Source organism: Providencia sp. 2.29 (genome assembly GCF_015832305.1).
Taxonomy (GTDB): Bacteria; Pseudomonadota; Gammaproteobacteria; order Enterobacterales; family Enterobacteriaceae; genus Providencia; species Providencia stuartii.
Genome location: NZ_CP065420.1, coordinates 519,987 through 536,378, shown reverse-complemented (window position 1 = coordinate 536,378; position 16,392 = coordinate 519,987). Strand labels below are relative to the sequence as shown.

Sequence of the window (16,392 nt, the reverse complement as noted above, 5' to 3'; positions counted from 1 at the left end):
ATAAACACCTTATGTTGGAATATAATTTAATGGGTAATTTAATGAGTTAAGAGAAATAATATTTGCACCGGCTGGAATATTAATCATTTTATTCACTTCTGACAGATTTCCCCAGCCTTTCCCTGTTGTCGTCTTATTCTCCAAGTCATAAACAAAAACAAAGGATAGGTCGATTAATAGCTCTCGCCAAGTCACCACATAAGTAGAATCGTCAAACTTATAATAACTCACTTGATCGCATCCCCCATCACCTTTTCTGATACCATTAATGACGTTATAGCAATACCAATGTGAATTGATATAAATATGCTCATACACTGTCGATGGTAAATTCGAATAACAATATAACGCCCGACTGCCAATCAAATCACTCGTAATAAAAGGATACCGGCATTCATTAACTTTATGGTTTCCAGTCAGTATTATTGCTGGTGTAAAATATTGCTGATAATTAGACGCTAACTTTAATGGTATTGGCTTGCTGTGATCAGGCAAACTTTTAGGTTGATATTGTGTAAGAATAAATAGCGCTTTATTTGTGGTAAAATCGAGTGCAATAGATAGCGTAATTTCCGTATGCTCTGGAAATAAAAGATCCACAAAAAACAGATTATTTCTCACCTCAACCGCTTCATAATTTGCCTCTTTCGGGATAAAAATACCTTGTTGGTGATAACCTTCTATCGTGCAGCTCTTTTGATCGAAAAAGATCTCAATCACTGCGTTTTCTGTTTTAAATTCTATCCCTGTCAGGCTAATTTTTTTGCTTTGAGGTAAACGATTATGGGCCAACTCCCCATAACTCACTTCAGATTTCAGTTTGGCGTATTCTGTGAATGTTTCATTCACCATTTCTTCCGAGAGGTGCCATAATTTTTGACCGAAAGCGACATCCAGTACCCATGGAATAACCCCCGTTCCCTGCCGTGTATCCTCATTAATTTGAGAATAACTGCAATGTTCTAAAAAAATTCCCCCTTTATCCGCAAATTCAGGGTGACACAATGCCATAATCTGTGTTGCAACACCGGCTGATAATGATTTTACAGGTACTTTATTGGTGTCCTGTTTCTCTGCTAACTCTTTAAAATCATCGTGCTGCAAATGCAGATGTAGGTTTGTATCAAGAACAATGCCGGGAGCTACCGCAAAAGCTCGAATATTATAATCTTTCCAGCGCCTATCAAACTCAAATGCAAATAATACATTTGCTGATTTAGATTGTCCGTACGCAGTCCAACGGCTGTATGGTCGATGATTGAAATTTGGATCATCTAAATCGACATTACTTAAGCGATGCGCCCCCGATGTCATCATAACAACCCTTGCACCTTTTAATAAGCAAGGTGTCAGTTTGTTAATTAATAGAAAATGCCCTAAATGATTAATGCCAAACTGCTGTTCAAATCCATCGACGGTTAATTTAAAATCAGTGGCCATTACCCCGGCATTAGCCAATATCCCATCAAGTTTCACATCTTCTAGAATAATTTGCTTTACGAAACGCCGAATATCATTTAACGATGACAAATCAAGCAATTTAATTTCAAATAAAGCATCATCAAATTGTGAAGAAAGCTCCGTATAAAGTTGTTGTTTTTTTTCCTCTGTCCTGACGGTAAGAACAACATATCCTTCATGGCTTAATATTGCCTTAGCAGACTCTTTGCCTAATCCAATATTAGCGCCTGTGATTAGATACTTTTTATTCTTCAACGATATTCCGTCTAGTACTTCATTCCACGTAGTATGCACATGATAATGATTTAAATTTTTTGTCATTATTAAGCCTTATCTTTATTATTTTTAAAAATTATTTTCATAATGATTACCATGGAGGCAACAAGTAATAATAAATTGAATAAAAACATTGCAGAAAAACTAACACGCTCAATTAACATTCCGCTAAACATCGGCCCTAACGCGATACCCAGCCCCAATGTAAGTGATGTAAGGTTCATAACATTTCCATCGACTTCATATTCAGCAGCAATACTCATCGTAAATGGTAATATTAGTGTCCATATATATTTAAAAGCGTAACAACTGATAATCACAAGCATGATGCTAGTATTTAAGTACATTGCTAGCACAGATGCGATTAAAAATATAAAGCAAGTAACAAAAACTAAATTTACTTTTTTACTAAATAGAATTGAAGTTCCCGCGCCCAATATACCGACCATACTTGCCGAACCTAAAATGTTATACACGACTGAAAGATCGACTTGTAACGCGCTAAGATAACCTCCAATAAATGTCCAAACACCAGCAACCACGACATTAAATAAGAAGATACCTGCTAAGCATAGATACATCTCATTTTTTACCGTACGATTTTTTACCGCTCCTTGGGCTTGTTCTTTAAAAATATTTTCCTCTTTCATTCGCCAAATAGCATCTATACCTTTAGTTAGCGGTAAAACACAAACTAACAGTATGGACACGAAAACATAAACTGAAAATATGCCATAACTTTCAAGGAATAACGGTAAAATAAACAGCCCTAAACTCCCTAATATAATTTGGCTAAATAGGGAGATACTGAACGCTCGATATGAGTTTGGCAATAACGCCATACACGAATTGGTTATGATAAAAATAGTCGATCCTGATATTGCAGAGAGGATTCTGATAGCAATATAAAGATTAAAATGATCTTTAATTAAAAAACCTGAGATAATGTTTAATACCGCGGTAAGTAGGATCATAGCCACATAAATATGATACCAGTTTATCTTTGTTTTTAACCAAAAGAAGGCAATAACGTTTGCTAACATCCCGGTTAAAATTTCTATCATATAGATAAAACCTACTTTTTCTGGCGAAAAACCAAGTTCCTTATCCATTTGAATAGTAATTAACGGTGCCCACAAGAACATCATCGGAATAAATATTCCACCTATAATAGGTGAAAGATAAACTCGCCATGTTGATAACTGCATTTTTTGAGACTTCATAGATCCGACTGATTCACTCATATCAAACCCTCTTATTTTCCATTTTTCATAATATAAATATAAATTTAAAAAACTTTTAATAGCTAAAGGTGACATTTTTTTGTTTTTATACGTCACATAATAAAATACTGGATAATGCATTAAAGGTTTTCACTTTTAAAAACAGCATTTAGAAATCCAACTCCGCAATTTAATCCAAAAAAAACAAGATCACTCAGTATAAAAACCCAACCTTACATAATATCTCGAAATCAACAGCTACCATGGTCCCTATTGGCAAATGACATTCTCTTAAATTCATAAAACCCTACTTTTCAGATTGCTTAATATTAATCACAAAATATAAATGTTATTGGCTTAGTGTTTTATTTATCACTTTGCCCTTCATTATTTATAAAAAATAAAAATCAATTAATTAATTCAATCAATATTGAGGAATAAAGAATGGCTAATTCCATGATTAAGCATACTAAAAAACTATTAGCATTAGAGATATTTTCTATATTAACCGCAAGTTGTTATATTCCTAAAATCAATGCTCAACCATTTTTTGATGATGCAACATTAAAAGGTGGTATCTATTATTGGCAAAGGGATAGATCAAGAAAAGAATTAACACCCGGCAGTGATAAATATGGTCAATATACAGATAATCTTAAACACTCATCATTAAATATAGCTCTCGACTTTTCTTCTGGTTATATTCAAGATTTTATTGGCTTTGATTTTGCCGGGTATACTGCTGTCGAATTATCAAACGGCGGCCCTGCCGCACCGAATGAAATTGGCTTTAGTGATGCCAAAAATGTTTGGGATGAGAAAGGTACAGGCGACCGTAATGGGTTTACCTTCACGACCGCTGCAACAAAATTAAAATTAGGGCCATTTTGGGGTAAAGCAGGCTATATACAACCAAGTGGTCAAACTTTGTTAGCCACTAACTGGAGCTTTTTACCCGGTACTTACCGTGGTGCCGAAGTGGGGGCTGAATTTGATACCGAGGACAGTGGGAAATTTAATATTTCCTATATGTGGACGGATCAATATAAAGCGCCATGGTATCGTGAAATGTATGAATTCCGCGAAGCCGACTCAACAACCACGATTGATTATTTACACTCACTGGGTGTGAAATATGATGCCAAAAACAAGCTGGTGCTAGAGGGTGCAGTTGGTCAAGCTGAAGGTTATATGGATCAATATCTTGCCAAGATCTCTTACGCATTCCCGCTTGCTGGACGTGATTTAAGAGTATCGTATCAATTCTACGGCGCACAAGATAAAGACAATAGTGGTGGTGTTAATGATGTCTATGATGGATTAGCTTGGTTACAGGCGTTCACTTTAGGCTATACCTACGATGCTTTAGACTTCCAAGTTGAAGGAACGATGGTGCACTCTCCTGGTCAACAAGGTTACTTTTTACAGCGCATGACCTCGGCTTACGGCACTTCAAATGGTCGTATAGATGTTTGGTGGGATGCCCGTTCAGATTTCAACTCCGACAATGAAAAAGCGCTATTTGCTGGTGTGACCTATGATTTATCCAGTTGGGATCTCGCAGGTTGGAAAATCGGCACCTCTTATGTTTATGCTTGGGATGCAAAACCGAGTAATAATCCAATTTATGACCAAAGCCAACGCGTCAGAGAAAGTGCATGGAATTTTGATATTCTCTACACCATTCAAACTGGTAAAGCTAAGGATACTACCTTTAAATTACATTACACTCGTTTTGATAACCACAGCGATATCCCAAGCTGGGGTGGAGGATTTAATAACATTTTCCAAGATGAAAAAGATATCAAATTTATTGTGACTGCCCCATTTACGATTTTTTAATTAACACAATAATTTATTAAATTTATTTTTCTTGGATGCTTAGGTTTTTTAATAGCAAATGATCGTTATCTTTTCATTTATGCCGGTCATAATTATGACCGGTATTTCACTCATAACCACGGATAGCCCCTATCCATTATCGTTAAAAATGGCAATAGCAAACAAACAAGGCTAGCCAAGCTGCCAAAAATAGAAATGATATTTCCATCTGAGTTAATGCGAGCCATTATGCGAAATATCCCTCTAAATCGCGTCGATAGCATAAAACGCGATGTGTGGGTGCATTCTCGACCATGTTTAAAAAATGGTTGAGCAAAACACCTTCAAACTTTATTCAGCGTATTCATCAATAACAGAGGGTGGGTTGAGCCGCCATTTTCCTCCTAGTGCAATAAATGAAGCCAGCGAGATGATTATCTAACAAAACAGACCAAGGCACGCTTCCCAAACCTGTTTCAAGATAACTGGCTCTTACGGCTCAACCGAATAGCTTATTGTCAGCAAGACAAGTTAATCATAAGTCGCAATCAACCACGCAGATCCTCGATAATCCCCCGCAGCTGCATTTTGCCCTTGAATGCGACTGGTAATGCTGATGGTATCGAGTTGATGGATCTCAAGGTTTAAACTTTGCCCCGTTTGCCCTGTCGCTTCATCGGTCATTGTTAATTCACTATAAATGACATCGTGATGGTTTAACTGGCTTTTTAATGGCAAGCGCTTTTGAGGGTCATCATCTTTGGTGTAATCCAAACGTAATCGGATGTTAGTCGATGATTTAAACTTACAACTGTAAGTGACTTTTTCTACCACTGTACTATCGTAATTCACACTACTGAGTTTGCCATGACGTAGGCTGACGGTTTCTGCTTGCCCTGTGCTAGTCATGGTCGTGCACAGAGAGCCAATATGAATTTGTGAAGCAGCCAGCCGTAATGGAACCGTTGTCTCATTGATAGGCCAACTGTCGTAAGGCGGTACCGTTTTCTTGGCGGTATAAGCGCGAACATAGCCACCTAAATCCATAGCATTTATCACTAATTGCCCATCAATAATTCGCTCATTAATATAGAAGGTTAATTTGATTGGAAATTGGCTATAGAACTGCCCCGAAGGAAAAATGTCTCCATCAAAGCCATTAGAACAAACCGCAGCGTCAATATTGACCCAACTCATCAAGTTTGTTTCAACCGTCATGACTAAATTACTGTTGATTTGATAGGCAGGTCTCCCTTCAATATAGACACCAGCCATTGGCGCATACATAAATAAGCGATGAAATGCGTTTTCCGATGGGATGCCTACACTGCTCTCTCCCCATTGCCGACCTAAGCATTTAACATAACCGGATACACTCACATCTTTACTGGCACTATCAATTAGCATCGTATTGCCAATGCGGTAATAATTTTTTCCATTAGAGCCAACAAGTGGCGTCGCCACTAATTCACTGTTACGCTCTAATTTGATCACATACCCTGTGTTGGGGTCGACAATTTGAGCTGCGTAATCAGCCGTTGCATCTAAGCTATTTATCATTAAAGATAAACCTATCATCCACGCATAATTTTTAGCTGTCATATACCTACGACCATCATCTTTAAAATCACACATCGCTTTAGCCCTTATTAGTCATACGCGACTAAAATTGTCATAGCAGAAGTGAACTTGCCCGCCGCTAATTGTTCAGCAGGAATGCGATTAACAAGGCGCGCCTGTAAATCAGTTTGGTATTCGGTAGCGCTAAGCCGTTGTGGGTTAATTCGTTGCAGCTTGTTCATCGCCAAAGGACGGATGCCCCCGTCGATGACTTCATTGAAAGAGATCCCTAATCCAGAAATTGAGGTCGCTAATACTGTTTGCCCATTATGAATGAATGTATTGTTCCCTTTCGGCGCCAGCATAATCGCTAAATCTTTATTAAAGTCACACCCTGAAAGTTGAATCGCAAACGCTCTATGGTGCGAAGCGCTATTTAATTCATCAAACTTTACCGTACCGAAATCTATTTTTAACGTAGAGCCATGATGTTCACTGTGAATATTGCAACTAGGCGCCACCATAGTTGCACTGACCTCCACTAAAACATCTGCGTGAACTAACGAGCCAAATAGCATTAACACGGTGATCAGTGTCTTGTGTTGTTTCATTATTCGTACTCCACCACAAATGTCGCCGTGCCTTTAAAATCCCCCGTTTTGATTTCACCGCTTGCAGGTTTACGAACAAATACCCCAAAGTTTAATTGTTGGCGATTATCTACGACTGACACGACACCAACCTTAATGGGTTGATTCCAAATAACAGGCTGCTTGTCTTTATCCATTTCTATCAATCCAAGTAACGCCCCGCTTGCGCCTTGCGTCGTTAGATAATGGTTACCATCAATGTCGATTAATTGATGGCTTTGCCATGTTAGACGGATTATTTTATTCAGATCAGATGGGCTACATTTATTAATTTCAATAAAAAAGGGAAACACGTCGCTGACGCTATGTTCATTAAGATATTGTTTACGCAAATAACCTAATTGAATTTGTTTATTAATAGATCCCGCTGCAATTTGGCAATCGTGATGAATAAGTTCACCTTTAAATTCAACATTTAAATGATTTTTACCCAACGCATGTAATGGGCTGAAAGAGCATATGGCAATTAAGATAAATGCTTTATTCATAACTCACCTCTAGCCCCACTCTATTTTGATTTTTATTGAGTTCAGGAAGCGGTATTGGGTTATTGCCATTATCTAAGCTCATCTCAAAATATTCCAATACAACGCCTTGCCGCATATCAATAAATTGTACTTTGACAGGCGTTTTCGCAGCCCCTTTCAAAAGGGCACTGTCACGAAATAGCCCACCACTTCCACATCCTGTCAAAATAGCCTCAGTGTGGCTGATTAAATTACAAGGAGCATGAAATAAAACAGCATTAACCCTTACCCATCCTTGTAATAGCTGCCCATCATTGTCTCCCGTTATCAATGTATTGGATATCAATGGCGCGGCTTTTGCCCAATTACCTATAGCGCCAATCAGAGCAAGTAGACATAGCAATACAATTTTTGAATTCATTATTTCCTTCCTTTTTATTGTTTGCTGCCAAGATGGCTATCACAGCTCCTCTCTCACGGTGCAAATCGCATCAATACAACGAAATGCCAGAGTTGGCTTGCCACCGTAGTCGTTAATGTAAGTAAGATAAGGAGTTGATAATGAAGGTGATATAATGTCGTGCGTTGATTTAGGTGGAACCATAACAACATCAAAGCGACTTTGTTCAGATTGAGATTTGCTGTTACCTAAGCCAATAACAGTTAAATGAAAAGGCGTATGATTATTCAGTTGATAACCTTTTGCCGTTCTCGCCAGTGTGATCTTATGTGCCCATTGTGTCTGCGACTCTGACAAAATATTCTTAGGGCGATAAAACAACTTAACGCGAGACTGCAACGCAATTTGTAATGTATTTCCTTCTGTCGATTTAGGAGGTACTTCCCGTAAATTAAAATAAAATACCGATTCTCTATCTTGCGGCAATTGTTCCAGCAGCGGTGTCACACTTAATCGCACTAAACTATCGCTATTGGGTTCAATTCGCTGCAAAGGTGGTGTCGCTAAAATCGCCCCTTTGGTTAATTTATTTCCTTGTAAATCTTCTATCCAGCTTTGTGCCAAATAAGCTTCTTCAGGATTATCATTCGTGATCCTGATATTGATCGCGCGTTCATCTCCGGGAAAAACGATCCGAGTTCTATCTAATGTGACGGCACTATGCGCATATAGCGTGGTTAGCAACAGAAATAAACAACAACCGACAAACAGCCCATGACGTAAATATAAATTCAACATACCTAACCTCATAAACCTAATTTAATTATTTTTTACCTAGATGATGAATGAAACTACAACTTCCCCCGTAGGCATGGCAGTAACAACATGTCCGACGACACAACAAACGTCTCTGGCAATTTGATCCCGCATTGCTTTTGGTTATCCCAATAAACAAATAACGACTCTTGTGCCGAAACGCCCACTAACCAAGTCACTCCATCTTCCCCGACAATACCTAATTCACGATTATCAGCATTGCGTACACTGGCACCAAAAGGCGGTTTCTTGCCGTTCTCTAATGACAAAATGGCAAAGAGTTTTTCTCCCTTCATCACCGTTAAATGGCGATAACCAATCGCTCCTTTAGTGAGCGTAATATCGGTTGTCGACGTTAACGTCTCTAAATTATCGGGTAATTTGCTGGTATTAATGGATGCAGTAGACTTACGATAGCTATTCACATTTGGGATCACCGCTAACCCAAAAGCGTTGGTTTTGATCACGCCATTATCTAAAGGCACGCCGCTGATCCCCGACGTATCTATCATTAATCGCGTGTCACCATTTGCTGAACGATGTAATGCAACACCTTTAGCGGTCGCGGTTATTCCACTGTTTATGGAGGCTCCCACACTACGATATTCATGCGGTACATAGCTGGCATTTGCTGAGATATTCGCTTGCGATAAGTCTCGAGAATAGAAACCACTAAGGCTGGTTTGGTTATCCATGTTTTGGCCATGGTGATAACCCATATTTAAGCTGTAATTATCGGTCGTGTTGTAGCCGCTATAACCCACGTTGTGATTGAATTGATTATGACCGGATGAGCGAGAGTAAAGCTCTGAAAACGTTAAGCTATGCCCTGTATAAAGAGGAACCGTTAGGTATAGATTAATTGCATCATCTTCAAAACCATTATCCCGCTCTGTTCGCGTAGCAGACAGCGATAAACTCGCCCCATGTTGAGATAAGGCTGGCAAGTTGAGATGGGTACTTGCATACATCCCATATTGTGTTTGAGGATCGTTTTGCCAATAAGTACTGTATTGATAATTTAAGGAAATATTAAAGTTTTCAAAGTACTTATTCAGGTAAATTTGATAATTCGTTTTCGGCGCATAGGGGGTAATACCTGTACGCGCCTCATCAGAAAATTGTGTCAACGTCCGGTAGTCTTTATCGGCAAAACGGTAGCCTGCAAATGTAATATCCGTACGCAAATCATCAAAGGATTTAGCATAGTTGACTCGATAAGAGCGCCCTCGTCGCTTCTTATCTTCAAGATCAGCAAAGGACTGAGTGATATCAACGGAAATAGCGCCAATGGAAAAAAGATCACGCCCTAAACCTACCGCTAGCGCCTGATAATAACCATTTAACTGAGAGCCTCCGTACAATGACCAAGCATTAGAGACGCCATAGGAAAACTCGCCACCAATAACGGGCTTACCTGTAAGATGATGGCTATCATAACGCGTTTTTCCACCGACTAACTTATAAATAAGGCGTCCCGGCCGCGTTAAATAAGGCAGTGACGCTGTGCTAACCGTAAATGTCTTCTCTTCACCATTTTCTTCTCTCACGGTGACATCCAATATACCGCGTATCCCACTCTCTAATGTTTGAATACGAAAAGGCCCTGGTGGAACAAGCGTTTCAGAGATAACCCTATCTTGGCTACGGACGATCACCGTCGCATTGGTATTGGCTACGCCGATAATTTCAGGTGCATAACCAACCAGCTTGGGAGGGAGCATTCTATCGTCACTTTCTAATGACACCCCGCTATATTGCCAAGCGTCAAAAATATCAGAATAAAAATAATTCTCGCCTAACGTCAAAATAGCGGCTGACTCTGTTAATGAAGTGAATGCATATAACCGGCTGAAATCAAACTGATGTGTTTCTTGTGGCGAGTATCCTCCACGCTGTTTTTGGTAGCTTCCATTATAATCCCCGCGAAAGCGCCAAGCGCCGGTATTTATCCCCATCGTTCCATTGGTTGATAAATAAACTCGTTTAGTGCCGCCTTTTTCTTTTGTTGCTGACGCGTTCGCATTGAAATCCATAAATCCCCCGTTTACACCTTCCTCCCATAATGCTGGCGGTATCCAGTAGGGATCTCTGTACTCCATCCACATTTGAGGGATAGTTATTTTTAATGATAATGTCGATAGCTCAACTTGAGTTTGAGCCCCGGATAACAATGATAAATCTAGGCATCGCCCTTCGTTTAACGTGGTTAATTTGCGCTTTGCAGAATGCGTCAATCCTATTAATTGCAGCATATCTGTTGGTATACAAACAAATGGAGAGCGTTGCTCGGCAGAAGGGCTTTTCTCATATACGGAAATATCACGTGGGGCGCCTAAGCGCAGCCCATTAACCCACACAGTTAAAACATAATCTCCCGGCGGTACATATCCGGCGACAGAGAATCGGCTTATATCGATATTTTGCAGATCTTCTGCATCCAGCACATCAGTATTGAATTCAGCAGCACTCGCGCCCCATGTCGTCAGGCCAAACGCCAATAAAATAACCCGCCGTAGTTTGCTATGTTTAAACACCATGCTCTGTTCCATCCCTAATACGACAAAGAAGCACCTCAAAAATAAGTGATGAGACCCTTATTTCTGTTTCTTATTGATAGTCGATGAAAAAACGAACCAAACCTTGATAGCTACCTGCTTGAATCGGTTGCCCTGTCAGCTCTAGTGGTAAGAAGTAACGTAAAAAAAGAGTCTCCCCAGATTTGTCTTGCCGTAACACGTGGTTAGACAAAAAATAGCGCTGCTCAGGAACCAATCTTTTTCGTTGTTCATCCAATACGGAAATGCCTAAGCCGTGTGAAGGCCCCTGTAATACAAAGGCATTTATATTTTGAGTTGTATGTCCGGAAAAACGTATTGACCATGTTTTACTGTCGATTGTCGAGAGCATGCTGCCGCAACCATGTAGCTCAATGATAAAGGGTTGGCTATAGCGCTCACGACCGCTGGCTGTGGATAATAGCGTTAAGGTCAACGGGGAAAAATTGATTGTTTGGTAACGATCAGTCATAGCTATTGAACAGGGAGTGGCAATCACTGTTCCTACTATTCGGGTCATTCCATTGAAAGAATGGCGCTGTGTATCAATCGCAGCATACACGGTAGCGTGACCAAGTACCCACAGCATCATGAATTGTATAATGTGGCGACTAAAATGTTTGTAAGCACTCACAGCACCCTCCGCATGCCTTGATGGTTCCGCCAGCAAAAGGCTGGCGGACGGCTATCCTGTTTACTGGTAAGTAATTCGGAAGTTGGAGGTTGCATTGAACTGCCCTTCAACAACATCTTTTGTTGTGTCTACGGCTTTCGCAAATGCTTTGAATTTTAATGTATTATCTCCTTTTTTGTTCGCTATCCGCGATAAAACATCCTTCGCTTTACCGAACTCAAAACCCTCAATACCAACACCGACATTATTCGTGTTGCCCACCGATGTTGAGAGTAATGTGCTTGCAGCGTCAGCATAGCTTTTACCTGTAAACACCAATTCCATGGTTTTCACTGCCATTGGCTTTCCTTCTGCATCTTTATCGAAGTCCGTAAAATCACATCCCGTGAATTCAATATTAAAATCCACCTCGGCAACCCTACCATTCTCAAGTGCACGACGAGAAAGCTGTCCGAAATCAATGGTTTGTTTTAATGATGATTGGGCGATATTACAGGGGGTACTGACGACTGTACCGATAAAATCCACTGTACCTAAGTTATCCGCAGTCGTGTTGAAAGAGGCAACAGATGTAGCAACAACAACCACTTGCGTGAATTTTACTAGTTTCATGTGTTTTTCCTTTCAATATAAAATAAGACTTAAATTGCTATAAATTCATCATAAGGCATTGATATGATGGAATTTACTAATTGATTCTTAATAGGTAACAATAAAAAAATCATCCCTGATCAAACCGCTTTCGTCTCCTTGCATACGCAATGGCGCTTCGCGTATAAATTACCGTCGTTAAATTCTGCTACTGGAGGCTATCTGTAGAGTTTTAATTCCGCTATTTCAGCCGAATAATTTGCCATCACTTTGAAAAAAAAGTCTGACCAATCCATATCTAATCCTTTTAATAAAACATCTAATGTTTCAATGCTGATACTTGTTTCTCCTCGTTCGTAACGGGAAATTTGTTGTTGGCTAATATGCAACATTTTTCCAAGTTGAAGACCAGTTAAAGATTTACCTCTTCTCGCTGCTCTTAAAAAATCACCAATATCTTGTCTTAATAAAATTCTATTTTTGCTCATATTAAAAAACCAATCGTCAGATATTTAAGTTTCATAATAAAGTCACTATTTTTAAATAGCCTTCTCTTATTACTAATAATTAAATTAGCAAATGGATTCACTGATAATAAATAAAAATATAATTTTATTAAAATATAGATTTATCAATTAAATGTGTAAATACGTTTATATCGATCAAACACCCAATTATCAATAGCTAAATCCTATCAAAAATAAGCAAATCGATCGTTTATCACGATGGGATAATAATATAAAATCATTATTATCAAATAGTTAAAAAATACACTTCAATATTGAATAATGTTTTTTGCAATTAATTTTCTTGCTATTTCAATAAAAATAGCGAAAATAAACAGATAAAAATACACTTATCTAAAGTAATTATTTAAATCAAAACTATAGGATATAAAACAGTATATTAAAGCTAAGAAAAGTAATAATCCCACTCAAGAAAACTAAATAAAAAACACTTACAACATAAGAAATTGAAATTACACCATTATAGAGTAAGGCCAGGATAGAAAAACATTAAATAAAAATAGAATAATTAAAATAAAACTATCGTTAATTTAAAATACACCATTATTATTAAGATATATTTTTATATAGAAACTAATTATTTAATTATATTTTAACCATGGCATTATCCATTTTATATCAAATAATTTTTAATAAAGAACCATAGTATGACTATGCTCTATTTAAACTTTTATTTTACTACTGAAAACCAAAACCAATCATAATCTGACTGAAATTAACTGTTGCGCTTTTCTATTTTAAGCATATAACATGAATTTCAATTTAAGCACGCCCTATTTATCGAAGAAATTCCATAATGTTATTCCACCATGTTCACTTCACTCCGTATGACCATTCATGGGCTTCCTTCTTTAATACAACAAAAAAACCCGCTTTATCTGGCGGGCGATGAGTGCAACTTATTCCTACCACTCAGAGATGGTACAAGCTGCAACGTTTAGCATATCTAGCCGATACCAACTAACCGCTTAAATAGAGTCTATGAAACGACGAGTGCTATATGTCAAAAAAAGAAAATGGAGCCGAGAAAGCGGCACTAAAAGAAGCGCCAATAAAATCAAAACCAAACTGTAAGGCATTAACGCTTAAGCAAGCTGTATCCCACACTGTCCACCCTTCTTCATCTTTATTCATCTCATTTTGCAACGTCAACAGAAGTTGTAAGTTAATGGGGAGTACGCCGAGTTTTTTATCTGCGCCTTTATTGGAAATGTCATCAACTAACACCGCGGCCCAACCATATGGGCTATTTTGCTCACCATAGTTCTTATGACCAACCCACTGACCAAAAATATCTACTCGAAACCCTTTTTGCTCATTATCCGCGGAGTGTTTTACTGCCATTTGCCATAATTGGTTAATCCGCTCAGCACTGATACTTTCTATTGGTAGCATTTTTAAACGATATTTCGGCTCAGAAGGCTGACCTAACTTGTCAACGACCTTCCAATGCACGGGGGTATAATCATTAAGCTGATTGGTACCTTGGCTGTGCTCTATTTTTATTGGAAACCAACCATATTCACTTTTCCGATTGCCATATTCATGACGACAGATCCAGTTTCCCTGTTCATCCTTGCGGAAGCCTTTTCCTTCATTATCACGGGAAATAAATAACGCTTTTTTCCATAGCTCATCTAATTCTTGATCTGAAAATTGCTTATTTTCCATGCCTTATTCCCTCCTATTGGACATTAAAAAAAACGGCTAGAATCGAAACTCTAGCCGCTATTTTAATTAGTGTTTTTTGCTTTTATGATGATTGAGCGTTTCTTCTTTAAGATCTAATTCATCACGTAAGCGATGATATACGCGCTCACTGATATTCTTACCTTTACGCATGAGATACAAGGCATCGCGTTTCGCTTGTAAAGCTGAGCGAGACATTTCTCGTTCCATATCAATCATTTTGTGTAGGTCATAGACATCAGACTCAGTTTCATCAGTATTATCTAAGCGTCTGCCATAGATTTCCAATAATTGAGAGCCTACTTCGGTGCGCATTGCAATTTCATCAACATCTTCTGAAGGATGGTTCATCAATTCACGTAAATGTGCCATTGCAGCCTCATTGAGAGCCATACGAGCACGGATCTCATCATTATCATACGGTAAATCCTGTACCAACCCTTTCGTCAAAATAGGCAATGCAACGCTAGCGATTAACAATGAACACAAAATCACCCCCATTGCCAAGAAGATAGCCACATCACGATTTGGGAATAGGCTATTATCCGGCATCAGCAGTGGTAATGTTAGGATACCCGCCAAAGTAATCGCACCACGAACCCCCGCCGTTGCCATTACCGCCATCATGCGAATGTGTAAAACATCCGCTTCTTTACCACGACGACGGTTGTTAAATACGGTTAAGGTCATTGAGATCCAAACCCAAGCAAAGCGTAAAATCGCTAATGCGACGGTGATAACAATCACATACACAAATAGCATCCAAGGGTGGCTTGCTCCCGCCGCTTCCGCGACTTGCGGCATGTTATTCCACATACCTGGTAATTGTTCCCCTAATAAGATAAAGATCATCCCATTAAGTGCCGTTTGCACCGTGTCCCATACCGCTTTACTTTGCATACGAGTTGCCGCCTGCATGCGCCCTGCAATTTTTTCATAGTGCATAGCGATACCCGCAACCACTGCGGCTAGGATCCCAGAGACATGAAGATGTTCAGCCAATAAGTAAGCACTAAATGGCATCAATAAGCTGATCATGATTTGGATTGCCGGCTCTTCACCGGTACGTTTCACCAAAAATTGGTTTAACCAGCCAATAACCCAAGCCACTAATAAACCAATTAAGATCCCGCCAAACGCGACAAGGGCAAATTCTCCTGTTGCGGATGTTAAAGAGAAGGTACCTGTTAATGCTGCCGCTACAGCGAATTTAAAACACACCAAGCCTGTCGCATCATTGAGCAGAGATTCACCTTCAAGAATATGTGCCATACGTGAAGGGAGTGGTGAATTGACTGTCATTGCAGAAACAGACACGGGGTCGGTTGGTGACAAAATTGCCGCCAGCGCAAAAGCAACGGCTAATGAAATTGCAGGGATCAACCAATGAATAAAGAAGCCCATCCCAACCACTGTCACCACCACAAGACCTATCGCCAATGACATAATTGGCTTAATCTCTTGGAATAACGCTTCCTTAGGAATACGCCAGCCATCCAAGAACAGTAATGGAGGAATAAACAAAAACAAGAAGAGATGCGGTTCAAATTCAACCACAAAACCAAAAGCTGACAACGCTGCACCTAGCGCTATCTGAATAATAGGTAAAGGAATAATATCCTTAAGTAGCCGAGAGACAAATACGCTCACAATAACGGCCAATAAAAAAACTAACACAAGGGTCACAACTGACATGGATTTGCTCCAGTATTAAGCTAA

The 16,392-nt window shown here is 39.1% G+C and carries 14 protein-coding genes; 1 reads left to right on the top strand and 13 read right to left on the bottom strand.

The features are described from left to right. Positions 1-9: 9 nt before the first annotated feature. The gene (locus I3B46_RS02280; RefSeq protein WP_061064661.1) at positions 10-1,782 is read right to left on the bottom strand and encodes an SDR family NAD(P)-dependent oxidoreductase; all 1,773 of its coding nucleotides are present in this window, start codon (positions 1,780-1,782) and stop codon (positions 10-12) included. Positions 1,783-1,784: 2 nt separating this feature from the next. Then, complete coding sequence (locus I3B46_RS02275) at positions 1,785-3,101, bottom strand: MFS transporter (protein ID WP_004926045.1); 1,317 nt, start codon at positions 3,099-3,101, stop codon at positions 1,785-1,787. A gap of 315 nt (positions 3,102-3,416) precedes the next feature. Between I3B46_RS02275 and chiP the strand changes: the two genes are divergently transcribed. Then, positions 3,417-4,802 (top strand): chitoporin ChiP, encoded by a 1,386-nt coding sequence (chiP, locus tag I3B46_RS02270; protein WP_169342291.1) that lies wholly within the window; start codon positions 3,417-3,419, stop codon positions 4,800-4,802. 510 nt (positions 4,803-5,312) lie between these two features. On the opposite strand, the gene I3B46_RS02265 is transcribed toward chiP, so the two are convergent. The 11 genes from I3B46_RS02265 to I3B46_RS02215 form a co-directional block, all read right to left on the bottom strand. Next, positions 5,313-6,383: an adhesin gene (locus I3B46_RS02265; RefSeq protein WP_230084741.1), complete on the bottom strand. Its 1,071-nt coding sequence runs from the start codon at positions 6,381-6,383 to the stop codon at positions 5,313-5,315. Between the two features lie 47 nt (positions 6,384-6,430). Continuing rightward, a complete protein-coding gene (locus I3B46_RS02260) occupies positions 6,431-6,952 on the bottom strand; it encodes a fimbrial protein (protein WP_004926037.1) in 522 nt (173 codons plus the stop codon). Then, the gene (locus I3B46_RS02255; protein WP_061064658.1) at positions 6,952-7,479 is read right to left on the bottom strand and encodes a fimbrial protein; all 528 of its coding nucleotides are present in this window, start codon (positions 7,477-7,479) and stop codon (positions 6,952-6,954) included. Before I3B46_RS02255 ends, I3B46_RS02260 begins: the two co-directional genes overlap by 1 nt. After that, complete coding sequence (locus I3B46_RS02250; RefSeq protein ID WP_104873026.1) at positions 7,472-7,879, bottom strand: fimbrial protein; 408 nt, start codon at positions 7,877-7,879, stop codon at positions 7,472-7,474. Before I3B46_RS02250 ends, I3B46_RS02255 begins: the two co-directional genes overlap by 8 nt. Positions 7,880-7,918: 39 nt before the next feature. Further along, entirely contained in the window at positions 7,919-8,656 is a 738-nt protein-coding gene (locus I3B46_RS02245; RefSeq protein ID WP_036942049.1) for a fimbrial biogenesis chaperone, read from the bottom strand. A gap of 53 nt (positions 8,657-8,709) precedes the next feature. Beyond that, on the bottom strand, positions 8,710-11,226 hold the full coding sequence (locus tag I3B46_RS02240; RefSeq protein WP_104873027.1) for a fimbria/pilus outer membrane usher protein: 2,517 nt from the start codon (positions 11,224-11,226) through the stop codon (positions 8,710-8,712). A 58-nt stretch (positions 11,227-11,284) separates the two neighbouring features. After that, the gene (locus I3B46_RS02235) at positions 11,285-11,866 is read right to left on the bottom strand and encodes a fimbrial protein (RefSeq protein WP_231405889.1); all 582 of its coding nucleotides are present in this window, start codon (positions 11,864-11,866) and stop codon (positions 11,285-11,287) included. Between the two features lie 60 nt (positions 11,867-11,926). Next, the gene (locus I3B46_RS02230; RefSeq protein ID WP_004926028.1) at positions 11,927-12,478 is read right to left on the bottom strand and encodes a fimbrial protein; all 552 of its coding nucleotides are present in this window, start codon (positions 12,476-12,478) and stop codon (positions 11,927-11,929) included. A 197-nt stretch (positions 12,479-12,675) separates the two neighbouring features. Continuing rightward, positions 12,676-12,945 carry a helix-turn-helix domain-containing protein gene (locus I3B46_RS02225; protein ID WP_004926025.1) on the bottom strand — a complete coding sequence of 90 codons (270 nt, stop codon included), beginning with the start codon at positions 12,943-12,945 and terminating at the stop codon, positions 12,676-12,678. 1,035 nt (positions 12,946-13,980) lie between these two features. Continuing rightward, on the bottom strand, positions 13,981-14,655 hold the full coding sequence (locus I3B46_RS02220; RefSeq protein WP_061064655.1) for a hypothetical protein: 675 nt from the start codon (positions 14,653-14,655) through the stop codon (positions 13,981-13,983). Between the two features lie 66 nt (positions 14,656-14,721). After that, positions 14,722-16,368: a Na+/H+ antiporter gene (locus I3B46_RS02215; RefSeq protein WP_004926020.1), complete on the bottom strand. Its 1,647-nt coding sequence runs from the start codon at positions 16,366-16,368 to the stop codon at positions 14,722-14,724. Positions 16,369-16,392 lie beyond the last annotated feature (24 nt).

Excerpts from the sequence above, each read along its gene's own strand:
- I3B46_RS02280 (WP_061064661.1), bottom strand. The coding sequence starts at position 1,782 with ATGACAAAAAATTTAAATCATTATCATGTGCATACTACGTGGAATGAA.
- I3B46_RS02230 (WP_004926028.1), bottom strand. The coding sequence starts at position 12,478 with ATGAAACTAGTAAAATTCACGCAAGTGGTTGTTGTTGCTACATCTGTT.
- I3B46_RS02215 (WP_004926020.1), bottom strand. The coding sequence starts at position 16,368 with ATGTCAGTTGTGACCCTTGTGTTAGTTTTTTTATTGGCCGTTATTGTG.
- I3B46_RS02275 (WP_004926045.1), bottom strand. The coding sequence starts at position 3,101 with ATGCATTATCCAGTATTTTATTATGTGACGTATAAAAACAAAAAAATG.
- I3B46_RS02245 (WP_036942049.1), bottom strand. The coding sequence starts at position 8,656 with ATGTTGAATTTATATTTACGTCATGGGCTGTTTGTCGGTTGTTGTTTA.
- I3B46_RS02260 (WP_004926037.1), bottom strand. The coding sequence starts at position 6,952 with ATGAAACAACACAAGACACTGATCACCGTGTTAATGCTATTTGGCTCG.
- I3B46_RS02225 (WP_004926025.1), bottom strand. The coding sequence starts at position 12,945 with ATGAGCAAAAATAGAATTTTATTAAGACAAGATATTGGTGATTTTTTA.
- I3B46_RS02255 (WP_061064658.1), bottom strand. The coding sequence starts at position 7,479 with ATGAATAAAGCATTTATCTTAATTGCCATATGCTCTTTCAGCCCATTA.
- I3B46_RS02220 (WP_061064655.1), bottom strand. The coding sequence starts at position 14,655 with ATGGAAAATAAGCAATTTTCAGATCAAGAATTAGATGAGCTATGGAAA.
- I3B46_RS02240 (WP_104873027.1), bottom strand. The coding sequence starts at position 11,226 with ATGGAACAGAGCATGGTGTTTAAACATAGCAAACTACGGCGGGTTATT.
- I3B46_RS02250 (WP_104873026.1), bottom strand. The coding sequence starts at position 7,879 with ATGAATTCAAAAATTGTATTGCTATGTCTACTTGCTCTGATTGGCGCT.
- chiP (WP_169342291.1), top strand. The coding sequence starts at position 3,417 with ATGATTAAGCATACTAAAAAACTATTAGCATTAGAGATATTTTCTATA.
- I3B46_RS02265 (WP_230084741.1), bottom strand. The coding sequence starts at position 6,383 with ATGACAGCTAAAAATTATGCGTGGATGATAGGTTTATCTTTAATGATA.